We start from the raw sequence: 14,177 nt of genomic DNA on the forward strand, positions 1-14,177 counted from the left end.
TCGATGTCACATCGAGTGGACTGGCTAGAGGCCCAAGTGGGCGCGCAGGTCGAGTACACGGATGGCGATGATGCCCAGTGACACCAGAGCGACGGCGATGACCGAGAGCCAGGCCATGGACACGCCGGCCATGGTTCGTTGTCGACCCGTGTCCGGGGTTCGTCGGGAGAGGAACACCAGACCGGCGGTTGCGGCGGCTCCGGCGACGAGTCCGCCCATGTGTCCCCACAGCGAGATGCTGGGGATCGAGATGCTGATGAAGATGTTCACTGCGATGACGATGAGGATGGGTGCCGGGCTTCGCTTGAGCCGCAGCAGGATGACGGCCTGCGCGCCGAGGAGGCCGAAGACGGCACCGGACGCGCCGACGGTGAGCGCCAGTGGGTTCTCCAGCAGCATCACCGACGCGCTTCCGCCGAGGAGCGAGAGGAAGTAGACGACCAGATAGCGGGTTCGGCCGAGCACGAGTTCGACGTCGCGACCGATGATGTACAGCGCGAACATGTTCACGAGCAGGTGGATCGGCCCGTAGTGGACGAAGCCGCTGCCGATCAACCGGAACACGTCGCCGTCGGAGACGAGCAGGCTGTTGAGAGCCCAGCTGCGTGCGAGCGCGGATCCGGAGGTGTTGTTCATCGGATCGCCGGACTGTGCCACGGTGATGCCGTAGACGATCACGTTGACGGCGATGAGGGCGTACGTCAGTGGGGTTTTGGCCGATCGTGCCATGGGTGCACCGGCGACGGTCTGCGCAGTGCGGATGTTCTTGCTGCCCTCGCGCACGCAATCGACGCAGTGCTGTCCGACGGCGGCGGCCTGCAGACACTGCGGACATGCCGGGCGCCCGCAGCGCGAACAGGCCAAGCCGGTGGGGCGATCGGGATGTCGGACGCACACCGACTGGGGTGGGTTGGGCTGGTCGCCGTAGGCGCCACCCCAGCCGGGGTTCGTCATCTTGTCGAGAGTCCTTCGGTCAGATCAAGAGATGGTGACGTTGTTGATGACGACCTCGTCCACCGGGCGATCTCCGCGGCCGACCGGCGTGCTCGAGATCGCGTCGACGACCTTCTTCGACGCCTCGTCGGTGACCTCACCGAAGATGGAGTGCTTGCGGTTGAGGTGCGGGGTCTTGCCGGTGGTGATGAAGAACTGCGAGCCGTTGGTGCCGGGGCCGGCGTTCGCCATGGCCAGCAGGTACGGGCGATCGAAGGAGAGCTCCGGGTGGAACTCGTCCTCGAACTTGTAGCCCGGTCCGCCTGCACCGGTGCCGGTCGGGTCGCCGCCCTGGATCATGAAGCCGTCGATGACGCGGTGGAAGACCGCGCCGTCGTAGAACGGTCCGGTCTTGGCACCCGATGCGTTCTGCGTCGTGTACTCCTTGGATCCGTCCGCGAGACCGACGAAGTTCGCGACGGTCTTGGGGGCGTGATTGCCGAACAGTTCGATGACGATATCGCCGCGGTTGGTGTGCAGCGTGGCCGTTTGGGTCTTGTTTGGTGAAGTCACGCCCTCCATCGTGCCATCTCGGGTGATCGGGCAGTTCACAACGGGCATCGAGTCGGATGTATCGGAAGGGTTCAGCGGGGGCGTGTTGTGGAACAGTGAGGGTATGACGAGCACAACGAAGCCCGACCGGGGTCGGTCGACCACCGGTACCGCAGCGTCCGCGCTGCTCGGAGCCGCATCTGCCGCAAGCAAGGGTCCGGCAGGAGTGGGCCTGCTGTTGGCCAGACAGGGTTACGGGCTGGCACGCAAGCAGGCCGCGCAGCGGCGAGCGGTGACCGCGGAACGTATTGCCGAAGCGAATCGCACCCCAGCGCTGGTCACGGTCGACGCCGGATCGCGTCGGACCCGCCGAATACTGGTGTTCGGTGCCGCTGCTGCCGTCGTCGGAGGTGTCGTGTTCTTCCTCGGTCGTCGTCGCAACGAGGTTCCCCCGCCTGCCGACGTTCCGCCGAGTCTGGCCGACTACGACGACACGCCGTCATAGGTACAGAGCTTTCTGCAGCAGGTCGAGCAGACCCGGCCTCGTTCTGATCACGGCCTCAGCGCCGCGGTCGGCGACGACCAGTGCCGTGTTGTGTCCGCTGGTGGTGCCCTCGGTGAGATAGTCGCTGTGACCGATCGAGCCGTCGGCCCTGTCGGACGGCTCGGTGGACAGCAGTGTGACTCCGTCGAGTGCGCCCGGATCGCGGCCGAACGCGGCGAGATCGGCGACGATATCGCCCTGGGCCTCCGCTGCGAAGGCGTGTCCGACGGGAAGCTGAAGGTCCGCGACGCTGTGGGTGCCGAGCCCCGGTGACCCGAGAGCCACGAACTCGTCGACTCCCGTGTCACCTCGGAGCGCAGATGCTGCCGTGAGGGATCCGTAGGAGTGGGCCAACACCGACAGATGCGGATCGCCCGCACGCGCGGCGTCGAGGCCGTTCAGAAACGGAACCAGTCGATCGGCTCCCGCATGCGCAGCCGCACCCGAGACCACGGTCCGATCCGGATCGAGCAAGCTCCACCCCACCTGAGGGGCTTGGTAGTCCAGCCAGGTCACGGCAGCGGCGGATTGCGGTCCGTCTTGCGAAACAAGTTGCTGCACAGTGCTTTCGAGGTTCTCCATGTCGCCGTCGTAGCGGGGAAGATGACCGTGCACCGTCGAGCCGAGACCGGGCACGAAGACGGCGACATGGGTTGCGGTATCGACATCGCCGACCGCCACGGCCGCCATCGTCTCCTCGTACGAGGAATTGTCGAGGACAAGAAGCTGTCGAGCTCCTTGCGCCAGCGTCGCGTCGATCGCATCGAGTGATGCCAGCCGTGTGCGAGTCTGCTCGAGTCCGGCATCGGCGTCACTGAAGATTCCGCCGAACACATTGTCGTCCAACTCTTTCTGCAGTTCGGCCTCGACGGCGCGGAGGCGGATACGCTCGGCGGCCAACACTCGGCGGTTGGCGCTGTCCCGTACCCGTCCAGGCAGGCCGTCGAGATTGCCGATCAGCGTGGGCTGTTCGACGAGCAACCTGGTCCGTGCCGCGGGCGAGAGCGCGCTCCAGAAGGCAGCATTGGCCGCCGGTGACCCGTCGCGCGGCACCGAAGCCGCAACTACCGTCGCGACGGAGGCTGCGGACGTTTCCCCGGCGAGGCGTCGGGCAAGGAAGTCGTCGAAGTCCGTGGCCGTACGGATCAGCTGCGCGATTCGCTCGGCGAGCTCGTCACGGCACCGCCGCCGCTCTCGCATCGTCGACCACAGATCCGCGAGCGCAACCGAATACGACGCTGCAGCGTCGGACACCGAGCCATCGGATTCGACCGCGAATCGCTCGTCCGCCGCTGTCTGCTCCACCGAGCGGAGGGCAGCGACCAGACTCTGCATGTCGATCGAGGCATCCGCGGTACAGGTCGCGATCCGAAGCAACTCGGCTGCGACGTCTGCCAGATCGGATCGGATGCGGCTCATCGCCTCACGCGCCGCCTCGGCCGCAGGACCGTCCCACCCTGTGCCCATGGCCGCGTCCGCTACCGAATCGTGCACGGCAGTCACTTCACGCCAGCGCCGCATCAGGGCTTCGGACGCGGCTGCCAGCACTCGGCTGTCCCATGTCCTGAACTCGTCGAGAGTGACCATCGCGCATCCCCCGCAGCATCGTCGTTGTCGACGAGTCAACGCGAGAAGTGCACAGCGCGGGAAAATCTATCCCCAGCCTGTGGATGAAATCTGGGGATCAATGCTGCGTCGACGGAGCGCTACTGCGCGATCCTGCGAATCGGGCCGCTGTACCCGGCGTCGGGATCGGACGGCCGACTCGTCCTCGGCGGCCGGCTTCGCTTCGCCCGGTACAGATCGGCGTCGGCTGCCCGATAGATCTCACCCCAGCGGCGACCCGCGGGCATGCAGGCCAATCCGACGCTCCACTCCGCACGATGAGCGCGGCGCAGTCGCTCGATGATCTGCCAGGCCTCCGTTTCGAGAACCCCCGGCATGAACAGCACGAACTCGTCTCCGCCGAGCCGACCGAGAACGTCACGTCGGGTCAACTGCCCCTTCCATGCCTTCGAGACCCGGGCGAGCAGGACGTCACCGGCAATGTGGCCGTACTCGTCGTTGATCTCCTTGAAATTGTCCAGGTCGAGCACGGCGAGGCTGACCGACAATCCGCGAGCGGCACATGCCGGCAACATCTTCTCGATCTTGGACTCGAACCCGAATCTGTTGAGCAGGCCGGTCAGAGCGTCGTGCGTCGCGGAATAGCGCATTCGGCGCGCGAAGACACCGAACACCTCCGTGGCACCGACGATGCCGAGCGCCACGAGGATGTAACTGATGAACGGCGTTCCGTACGGCGCGATCGCGGCTCCGATGACCGCCGAAACAGCAAGCACTGCAACCCAAATGCCTGCACTGCGTTCGGACCAGAACGCACCGATGTGCATGCCGAGGAACATGGCCGCCTGGACGCAGATCAAGAACGCCGGCATGGTGTCGCTGCTCCCCAACGCGCAGGCGAGCGCCATCACCGACAATGCGGTCGCCAATCCCACCGCCTGCTTGGGGCTCGGCACACCCGCCCTTGCCAGCACCACGATCGCCGTCGGACCGAGTATCAGAGCCAAAGCGGCCAGAACCTGCTGCGCACCGGTCAGATTCGACCACGACGCAATCGCGCTGGCGGCGTACAGAACCGTGGTGACCGCCGCGAACACGGCGAGCATGCGTCCGGACTCGTCGAACCTGGGCCTGCTCACCAGTCGATTCCAACCGTGCAAGACCATGATTCGGCCGACTGGAGGCAGCATTCACCGAAAGTAACACCACCACTCACCCGATACCCCCCAGGCACCATCGGCCCTCCCCACGCACTACGGCCATCGCCTCACATGACCCAACGATGCCCGGACTCTAACACCTCCGCGACGTGATCACGACTCTGGCCGGCGAAGACGTAGCAGGTCAGGACGCCTTCTCGGCGCGTGCCGCCTCCCTGGCAAGCAGACGATCGCGAGACTCCTCGAACTTGGTCGCCTTGACTGCCAGGTCTTCGACGAAGGCTGCCAGCCGATCACGATCCCGCTCGCCCTCACCCGTGAAATCGTTGCGCTCGAAGATCTTCCACTTGCGCAAGACAGGCATCAACACCTCGTCCAGATGCTGCCGCAGATCGTAGATCCCGTGCTTGGCCAAGGTCATCGCATTCTTGCGGAAATTGGGCATGTTCAGACCGGGCATCTGGAAGTCGGTCGCTACATCGGTGATGGCGCGGACCATCTGATCGGGCACCAGATCCAGCGACGCCTCACCGAGGTTCCGATAGAAGATCATGTGCAGGTTCTCGTCAGCGGCAACACGAGCCAACATTCGATCCGCCACCGGATCTCCGCACGCCAGACCCGTGTTGCGGTGCGACACCCGCGTCGCCAACTCCTGAAACGTCACATACGCCACCGAATGGAGAAAATTCGCGCCATCCATCGGCGCATCGACGCCCACCGTCATGTGATGCATTCGAGCCCGCTCCAGCTCCACCGGGTCGACCGCTCGGGTCACGACCAGATAGTCGCGCATGACGATGCCGTGGCGATTCTCTTCCGCAGTCCAACGCCCCACCCACGTCCCCCAGGCACCGTCCAACGAGAAGTTGTCTGCCAACCCCCGGTGATACGACGGCAGATTGTCCTCGGTGAGCAAATTGGTGATCATCGCCGTGCGAGCCAGTTCCGACAACGACGACTGCTCCAGAGACCAGTCCTGCCCACCCATCGCCGCGAAGTTCCGACCCAGATCCCACGGAACGTAATCATGCGGATGCCATTCCTTCGCCATCGACAGATGGCGATTCAAATTGGCTTCCAGAGTGCCGTCGAGTTCCGTCAACAGCTCTTCATGATCGAGAACACGCGTCATCTGCGGGACTCCTTAGAGATTCGAGATGCCCGAACCGCCAACCGATTCGAGACAGTGGCGAACAGCGTCCGCCGAGATCGGACGACGGCACACCCCCCTGCGGTGCGCCGTCGCGACCATCCACATCGATCCGAGAACCGACGTGCTTTGCACAGCGACCACGCTAAGGATCGAAATACGGATACGACACTGAACCGGCGACTGTCTGGACATGTGGGCGCCGAAGCACAGACCGCCTTGGGTCCGATCACAACCGGGCCGCCGAATCCGCTTCGAACCTCTCGGCACTCGAGGGCACTCGATGTCACATTCAGTGGACTTTTGGGGGGTCGATGTCACATCGAGTGGACGTGGGGCCGGGTGGAGAAACGAAAAAGGACGCCCACCGAAGTGGACGTCCTATTTCTTGTGGAGCCTAGGAGATTCGAACTCCTGACATCTGCCTTGCAAAGGCAGCGCTCTACCAACTGAGCTAAGGCCCCGGGTGTTGCCGGTAATCGTAGACGAACCTTACACGTCCACTCCGAGCGATTGTCACGCGGTGGGGATGCTGTGCCAGACGCCGTCTGCGCTGCGCTGCGAGCGCACCTTCGATAGTGTCAGCACTGCAATCACCGCCGATGCGACCAGAAGAAGGATTTTCACGTCCTGCCTCTTTTCGTTCGTTCGGTGTGGGCCTAGGAGGACTTGAACCTCCGACCTCTTCCTTATCAGGGAAGCGCTCTAACCGCCTGAGCTATAGGCCCTCATCACTACTTCGGACCGAAGAAAACCTCTCCTCGAACCGAGGGATGAGATTACCGTATCGGGCCGCTGTCTTCCAAAACGGCCCGATACGGCTGTCGATGATGCAGGTCAGTCGCGGTCTGCCAATGTCACTTCGACGCCGCCGACCAGGTCCGACGACAGGTTGTAGATGAAGGCGCCGATGGTGGTCAGAGCGGTGAAGAGTACGACATTGATCACACCGATCACCGCCGCGTAGCCGAATACCTGCCCGGCGCTGACGAGTCCGCCGTCGCCGGATTCGTTGACGATCTCGGTGAACGCACTGTTGAGCCGTTCCCAGACGCCCATGCCGTCGAGCACCGCGTACAGCAGGCCGACCGACACCATCCACACGAAGAACAGCGACACTGCGATCACGAGGGCGATCTTGAGCGTCGACCACGGATCGATCTTGCGGATCTGGATGGTCGCCCGCAGGGGATCGCCGTCGGCACTGGGCACGGCCGTGATCGATGCCGGTGCCGCACGCTCGGACAGGGACGGCTCCGGGTGCCGCACCGCAGACAGATCCGGCATGTCCTTCGCCAGATCCTTGCGTTCGATGTGCCGTGTCGGTCCGTCGATGACCGCGGCCTTCGACCTGGCGGCTTCTCGCCGTTCGGTCTTGTCCTCGGTCGATTCGCGCTGGATCGGCTCGGCGGACGTGCGAGCCGATCGATCGAACTCACCGGTCGGAGGCAGTGCCGCACCGCGTCCGGAGAGGTTGGTCTGCGGCTGATTCTGCGGCTGCTGCCGATCGTCGGTTCCCTGCGATGCGGGACGCTGACCGCGCTGCCAGGGCGGGGTTCCCGAGCCACCTTGCGGACCGTCGTTCTGCTGGGCCGGCATCGCCTGAGTTGCTGCCGGACCGGCCTGGTCCTGACCCCGAGCGGCTTCCGGCGCGCGTGACGCCTCGCCGGTGGCCGTCGACTCGGCGGAGACCTCCGCAGTGCGCACGGTCTCGCCGGGTGCCGATCGCTGTGGAGCCGAGGGCTGTGGAGCCTGCTGTCGTGGAGGTTGACCGGCCGGTGCCTGCCGCTGTGGCGGCTGGCCGTTCTGCGCCGGACCACCGTTGGGCCGACCGGCCGGTTGCTGACCGGGTCCGGGCGGACGGCCGGGAGCCTGGGGCGGCTGGGCCCGCGCCGGACCGGCAGGAGCCTGTCCCTGCCGAGGCGCACCCTGCTCGGTGGCCCCCGGAGGAGCCTGAGGCGGCGGTCCCTGAGGTGCAGGCGGCCGCTGCGGCGGGGGTCCCTGGGCCGGACGTGCCGGACCGTTCGGAGCACCCGGTGCGGGTCGCATCGGTGGGCGTGCACCCCCCTGCGGGGCCGGACCACGGCCTGCGGCGGGCGCGGGACGAGTGGCCGGCTGCGGGCGGTTGCCCGGGCGAGCTCCCTCGGGCGGCGCGGGACGCGCGGGCTGCTCGGCCCGCGCGGCATCCCGGCTGTCCGGTCCACCGCTGGGGCCGGGCCTGCTACCAGGCCGGTTGGGAGTGCTCACTTACGACTCCTTCGCTGCATCGTCTTCGGTGCCCAGAGAATCCGGTTCGATCTCGTCGGCGTTGCGCGCGATCGCGAGCAGTGTGTCGCCTTCACCGAGATTCATCAACCGCACGCCCTTGGTCTGTCGGCCGGCCTTCCGAACCTGCTTGGCAGCGGTCCGGATCACGCCACCACTGGACGTGATGGCGTACAGCTCGTCCTCGTCGTCGACGATGAGAGCTCCCACCAGCGTGCCACGCTTCGGGTCGTACTGGATTGTCAGCACTCCCTTTCCGCCGCGGCCCTGCTGGGGGTAGTCCTCCATCGCGGTGCGCTTGGAGTATCCACCCGAGGTCGCGACCAGCAGGAACTTGTTCTCGCTGACGACGTTGAGCGAGAGCAACGCGTCCTCGCCGTTGAAGCGCATGCCCTGCACGCCCGAGGTGGCGCGGCCCATCGGGCGCAACACCTCGTCGGTGGCAGAGAACCGGATGGACTGTCCCTGCGCCGAGACCAGCAGCAGATCGTCGTCCGAGGACGCGAGAACGGCCCCGACCAACTCGTCCTCGCCGCGCAGGTTGACGGCCACGATGCCGCCGCTGCGGTTGGAGTCGAAGTCGGTCAGTCGTGACTTCTTGACCAGACCGCCCTTGGTGGCGAGCACCAGGTACGGCGCGTCCTCGTAGGTCTTGATCTGGATGACCTGGGCGATGCGTTCGTCCGGCTGGAAGGCGAGCAGGTTCGCGACGTGCTGACCGCGGGCGGTTCGGTTGGCCTCGGGCAGTTCGTAGGCCTTGGCCCGGTAGACGCGCCCCTTGGTGGTGAAGAACAGGATCCAGTCGTGCGTCGAGCAGACGAAGAACTTGCTGACGATGTCGTCCTGCTTGAGCCCCGCTCCCATCACGCCCTTGCCGCCGCGCTTCTGCGAGCGGTAGAGGTCGGTCTTGGTGCGCTTGGCGTATCCGGTCTCGGTGATCGTCACGACCACGTTCTCCCGGGCGATCAGATCCTCGTCGTTGACGTCCCCGTCGGCGGCGATGATGCGCGTGCGACGGTCGTCGCCGAACTTCTCGACGATCTCGGCGAGCTCGTCGCGCACGATCTGTCGCTGCCGCTCCGGCTTGGCCAGAATGTCCTGCAGGTCGGCAATGGTGCGTTCGAGTTCGGCCAGCTCGTCGATGATCTTCTGACGCTCGAGGGCTGCGAGGCGCCGCAGCTGCATGTCGAGGATGGCCTGGGCCTGAATGTCGTCGATGTCGAGCAGCGAGATCAGGCCCTGCCGCGCGTCGTCGACCGTCGGAGATGCCCGGATCAGCGCGATGACCTCGTCGAGCGCATCCAGAGCCTTGACCAGGCCGCGCAGAATGTGGGCGCGCTCTTCTGCCTTGCGCAGGCGATACCGCGTACGTCGGACGATCACGTCGAGTTGGTGAGTGACGTAGAAGCGGATCATCTGATCCAGGCGCAGCGTCCGCGGAACGCCGTCGACGATCGAGAGCATGTTCGCGCCGAAGCTCGTCTGCAGCTGCGAGTGCTTGTAGAGATTGTTGAGCACGACCTTCGCGACGGCGTCGCGCTTGATCGTGACGACGATGCGCATGCCGACACGGTCGGAGGACTCGTCGTCGATCTTGGAGATGCCCGAGAGCTTGCCGTCTCGGACCTGCTCGGCGATCGAGGTGATCAGGTTGTCCGGGTTGACCTGGTAGGGCAGCTCGGTGATGACGATCGTGGTGCGACCGTTGGAATCTTCTTCGATCTCGACGACGCCGCGCATGCGGATCGAGCCGCGGCCGGTGGAGTACGCATCCTGGATGCCCTGGCCACCGACGATGAGGCCGTGGGTCGGGAAGTCGGGGCCCTTGACGCGTTCCATGCAGGCCGCGAGCGTCGCTTCTTCGTCGGCCTCGAAGTTGTCGAGGGCCCAGAACACCGCGTCGCCCAGTTCACGCAGGTTGTGCGGCGGAATGTTGGTGGCCATACCGACGGCGATGCCGTTGGAGCCGTTCATCAACAGGTTCGGCACGCGGGACGGAAGGACCGTCGGCTCTTGGGTTTTGCCGTCGTAGTTGGGGATGAAGTCGACGGTTTCCTCGTCGATGTCGCGCAACATCTCCATCGCGAGCGGAGTCAGCCGGGCCTCGGTGTAACGCATGGCTGCGGCACCGTCGTTGCCGCGGGAGCCGAAGTTGCCCTGGCCGTCGACCAGCGGGTACCGCATCGACCACGGCTGGGCCAGACGCACCAGTGCGTCGTAGATCGAGGTGTCGCCATGGGGGTGGTAGTTACCCATCGTCTCGGCAACGGGGCGTGCGGATTTGACGTAGCTGCGGTCGGGCCGGAAGCCGGAGTCGTACATCGCGTACAGCACGCGGCGGTGCACCGGCTTGAGTCCGTCACGCACCTCGGGCAGCGCGCGCCCGACGATGACGCTCATCGCGTAATCGATGTAGCTGCGCTGCATTTCCTGCTGGATGTCGACCGGATCGATCCGGTCGCCGCCCTCGGCGTTGGTGGTCGAACCCGGCGGGGGTCCTACCGGCGGTTCGGTGATGTCAGACATGCAAATCTCCTCGAGAAACGGTCACCGTCACGCACCGAGAGAACTCATCGGTGCGTGAAGGGAAGTGACTAAACGTCAAGAAAGCGAACATCTTTCGCGTTGCGCGCGATGAAGCTACGACGTGCGGACACGTCCTCGCCCATCAGCACGCTGAACAGCTCGTCGGCTGCCGCCGCGTCGTCCAGTGTCACCAGACGCAGGACGCGCACCGACGGATCCATGGTGGTCTCCCACAGTTCCTTGGCGTTCATCTCGCCGAGGCCCTTGTAGCGCTGGACGCCGTCCTCGACGTTGATCTTGCGCTTGTTGGCGATGCCGGCCTCGAGCAGACCGTCGCGCTCGCGGTCGGAGTAGGCGAAGTCGGGTTCACCCCGGCTCCACTTCAACTTGTACAGCGGCGGCATGGCCAGGTAGACGTGGCCGTGCTCGATCAACGGTCGCATGAAGCGGAACAGCAGCGTCATCAGCAGGGTCGAGATGTGCTGGCCGTCGACGTCGGCGTCGGCCATCAGCACGATCTTGTGATAGCGAAGCTTTGTGATGTCGAACTCGTCGTGGATGCCGGTGCCGAAGGCGGTGATGATCGACTGGACCTCGTTGTTCTTGAGGACGCGGTCGATGCGAGCCTTCTCGACGTTGATGATCTTTCCGCGCAGCGGCAGGATCGCCTGGAACATCGAATCTCGTCCCGATTTGGCCGAGCCGCCGGCGGAGTCGCCCTCCACGATGTAGATCTCGGACTTGCTCGGATCGTTCGAGCGGCAGTCGGCGAGCTTGCCCGGCAGGCCTCCGATGTCGGTTGCGCTCTTGCGGCGCACCAATTCTCGTGCCTTGCGTGCGGCCATCCGGGCCTGCGCGGAGGAGACCGCCTTGTTGATGATGGTCTTCGCGTCGGCGGGGTTCGATTCGAACCAGTGCGCCAGGTGCTCGTTGCATGCCTTCTGCACGAACGACCTGATCTCGGTGTTGCCGAGCTTGGTCTTGGTCTGTCCCTCGAACTGCGGCTCGCCGACCCGTACCGAGATGACTGCGGCCAGACCCTCACGGATGTCGTCGCCGGTGAGCTTGACGTCCTTCTCCTTGACGAGCTTCTTCTCGAGTGCGTACTTGTTCACCGTCGAGGTGAGCGCGGTTCGGAAGCCCTCTTCGTGGGTGCCGCCCTCGTGCGTGTTGATGGTGTTGGCGAAGGTGTGTACCGATTCGGAGTACCCGGCGTTCCACTGCATGGCGATCTCGACCTCGTGGCCCTCACCCTTACCGGTGAAGCCGACGACCGAATTGTGGATCGCGGTCTTGGTCCTGTTGATGTGCTTGACGAAGTCGACCAGGCCGTCCGGGTAGTGATAGGTCCGCTTGCGCACCTTGGCCGGCTTGGCGACGGCCGCGTCGGCCTGTTCTTCCTCGGCGGTCTTGGGTGCCTCGGCCGTCTCACCGAGTTCTTCCTCGGTGGCGTCGGTGGCTGCCACCCGCTCGTCGGTGAAGTTGATGGTCAGTCCCTTGTTCAGGAACGCCATCTCCTGCAGGCGACGATGTACGGTCTCGAAGCTGTAGTCGAGGGTCTCGAAGATCTTGCCGTCGGCCCAGAATCGTACGGTGGTGCCGGTCTCGTCGGTATCGCCGACGGTCTCGAGCGGGCTGGGCTTGGCGTAGTCGTAGGTCTGCTTGTAGCGATGACCGTCGCGCGCGATCTGCAGTTCCACCTTGGTGGAGAGTGCGTTCACCACCGAGATGCCGACGCCGTGCAGTCCACCGGAGACGGCATAGGAGTCGGAGTCGAACTTGCCGCCCGCGTGCAGCTGTGTCATGACGACCTCGACGGTGGGAACACCGGAGGCGTGCATGGCGACGGGAATTCCTCGACCGTCGTCCTTGACCTCGACGCTGCCGTCCTCGTGGATGGTGACGTCGACGGTGGACGCATAGCCGGCCATGGCCTCGTCGACGGAGTTGTCGACGACCTCCCAGATCAGGTGATGCAGGCCTCGTTCACCGGTGGAGCCGATGTACATACCGGGCCTCTTACGAACCGCTTCCAGGCCCTCGAGGACCGTGATGGACGAAGCGCCGTAATCCTTGCTGTTGTCGTTGGTACCTGACTTCTGGGCAGCCACGGTTAGCTGGTTCTCCTTCTACGCGTCCACTACCCCGCTCACACCCCGCAGGGTGCTACCGCAGGGATGGGCGCAGTCGGTTCCGGCCGCGCCCGAGTCCATGCGTTTTTTCCGGGCTTGATGTCGTACCGGTCCATAGTACTGGTTGCCTGCGACAGCATGGGCACGATGACACCCCTAAAAGGCCCCTGATTGCTTCACAGACGCATTTTTTCGATACCGGACGGCAAAGATGAAGGGTAAAACCGGCGATTCGGCTACAGATCGAGCACGATCCGTTCGCCCTCGGAACGCGACACGCAGATCAACATCTCACGCTGCTGCTCCTCGGCCGTGAGCCGATTCTCCCGATGCTGCGGTGTTCCGCTCAGTACTCGAACGCGACACGTCCCGCAGAAACCCTGCTGACAGGAGTACGCCACATCCGGGCGCAGCCGCCGAATGGCATGCAGCGCAGTCTCTTCCGGGCCGACCGTGACGATGTCACCGGAGTCGACGAGTTGGACCTCGAATTCGGCTCCGTTCTTCACCGGTGGCGGCGAGAACCGCTCGAAGTGCAGATGCGTTGCGGGCAAGGAGTCGAACGAGGCCCGAACCAGGTCGATCATCGGCGGCGGCCCGCACACGTAGACCGAACCACCCGGTGCCGCGGCACCGAGCAGATCCATGCTCGACGGCATGCCGTCCACATCGTCGGTCCGCACCGTGACACGCTCGGCCTCCCAGCCGGCGATCTCGTCGAGGAACGGCATCGATTCACGCGAACGGCCGCAGTAGACCAGGTGCCAGTCCATTCCCGTCCGGCGAGCGCGACGGACCATCGAGATGATGGCAGTGATACCGATTCCTCCGGCCACGAACAGTGCATGCTCGGACTGTACGAACGGAAAACCGTTGCGCGGCCCCCGAATCGAGACTTCGGTGCCGACCGGGAGATCGTGCATCTCGCGCGACCCGCCGCCGCCGTCGGGCACCAGGCGCACCGCGATGGAGTACGAGTCGGCATCCGGATCGCCACACAACGAGTACTGCCGACGGCGGCCGGACGGGAGATAGAAGTCCAGATGCATTCCCGGTGCCCACGCAGGCAACACCGCTCCGTCGGCCGCGGCGAACGTCAGTCGGACCACGTGCTCGTCCACGCAGAGCACTTCGCGTGAGACCAAGGTCAGTACGCGGGTCCGGACGACAGGCGGTGCCGCGAACGACGCGTCGTAGTCGTCACCGTCGAGCAGAGCGAACCATTTGTCGAGCGCGTCGGTCACCAGTGACACGGTCTGATCGGGCTCGTCGCGGCCGTACAGATTCTTCGGAATCGTGCGTCCCAGTCGGAACGAGTCCACCTTCTGTGCCATTACGCCGAGCTT

General features: G+C 64.9%; 10 protein-coding genes and 2 tRNA genes. 1 reads left to right on the forward strand and 11 read right to left on the reverse strand.

Annotation, left to right across the window (positions count from 1 at the left end):
• Positions 1–24: 24 nt before the first annotated feature.
• Together CH276_RS09560 and CH276_RS09565 are read right to left on the reverse strand one after the other, a co-directional pair.
• Positions 25–954, reverse strand: a complete 930-nt coding sequence (locus CH276_RS09560) for a rhomboid family intramembrane serine protease (protein ID WP_094629005.1) — start codon at positions 952–954, stop codon at positions 25–27.
• A 24-nt stretch (positions 955–978) separates the two neighbouring features.
• Positions 979–1,515, reverse strand: a complete 537-nt coding sequence (locus CH276_RS09565; protein WP_094629007.1) for a peptidylprolyl isomerase — start codon at positions 1,513–1,515, stop codon at positions 979–981.
• Positions 1,516–1,609: 94 nt separating this feature from the next.
• On the opposite strand from CH276_RS09565, the gene CH276_RS09570 reads away from it, so the two are divergent.
• Positions 1,610–1,990: a hypothetical protein gene (locus CH276_RS09570; protein ID WP_141214685.1), complete on the forward strand. Its 381-nt coding sequence runs from the start codon at positions 1,610–1,612 to the stop codon at positions 1,988–1,990.
• Here CH276_RS09570 and CH276_RS09575 read toward each other — a convergent pair.
• The 9 genes from CH276_RS09575 to CH276_RS09615 all read right to left on the reverse strand — a co-directional run bounded on the left by CH276_RS09575 (position 1,985) and on the right by CH276_RS09615 (position 14,165).
• Complete coding sequence (locus tag CH276_RS09575; protein WP_094629010.1) at positions 1,985–3,616, reverse strand: alpha/beta hydrolase; 1,632 nt, start codon at positions 3,614–3,616, stop codon at positions 1,985–1,987. The genes CH276_RS09570 and CH276_RS09575 overlap by 6 nt on opposite strands.
• 119 nt (positions 3,617–3,735) lie before the next feature.
• Positions 3,736–4,785, reverse strand: a complete 1,050-nt coding sequence (locus CH276_RS09580; protein ID WP_254925918.1) for a GGDEF domain-containing protein — start codon at positions 4,783–4,785, stop codon at positions 3,736–3,738.
• A 154-nt stretch (positions 4,786–4,939) separates the two neighbouring features.
• Complete coding sequence (locus CH276_RS09585; protein ID WP_045197778.1) at positions 4,940–5,890, reverse strand: acyl-ACP desaturase; 951 nt, start codon at positions 5,888–5,890, stop codon at positions 4,940–4,942.
• Positions 5,891–6,299: 409 nt separating this feature from the next.
• Positions 6,300–6,372: transfer RNA gene (locus CH276_RS09590), tRNA-Ala, on the reverse strand.
• 190 nt (positions 6,373–6,562) lie between these two features.
• Positions 6,563–6,636, reverse strand: a tRNA-Ile gene (locus CH276_RS09595).
• Positions 6,637–6,745: 109 nt separating this feature from the next.
• On the reverse strand, positions 6,746–8,155 hold the full coding sequence (locus tag CH276_RS28435) for a DUF3566 domain-containing protein (protein WP_254923855.1): 1,410 nt from the start codon (positions 8,153–8,155) through the stop codon (positions 6,746–6,748).
• The gene (gene gyrA / locus CH276_RS09605; RefSeq protein ID WP_032396992.1) at positions 8,156–10,699 is read right to left on the reverse strand and encodes a DNA gyrase subunit A; all 2,544 of its coding nucleotides are present in this window, start codon (positions 10,697–10,699) and stop codon (positions 8,156–8,158) included.
• Between the two features lie 68 nt (positions 10,700–10,767).
• On the reverse strand, positions 10,768–12,810 hold the full coding sequence (gene gyrB / locus CH276_RS09610; protein ID WP_032396991.1) for a DNA topoisomerase (ATP-hydrolyzing) subunit B: 2,043 nt from the start codon (positions 12,808–12,810) through the stop codon (positions 10,768–10,770).
• A gap of 257 nt (positions 12,811–13,067) precedes the next feature.
• Positions 13,068–14,165 carry a PDR/VanB family oxidoreductase gene (locus CH276_RS09615; RefSeq protein ID WP_094629011.1) on the reverse strand — a complete coding sequence of 366 codons (1,098 nt, stop codon included), beginning with the start codon at positions 14,163–14,165 and terminating at the stop codon, positions 13,068–13,070.
• Between the last annotated feature and the right edge of the window lie 12 nt (positions 14,166–14,177).

The sequence above is a fragment of the Rhodococcus sp. 06-470-2 genome, assembly GCF_002258235.1.
Classification (GTDB): domain Bacteria; phylum Actinomycetota; class Actinomycetes; order Mycobacteriales; family Mycobacteriaceae; genus Rhodococcoides.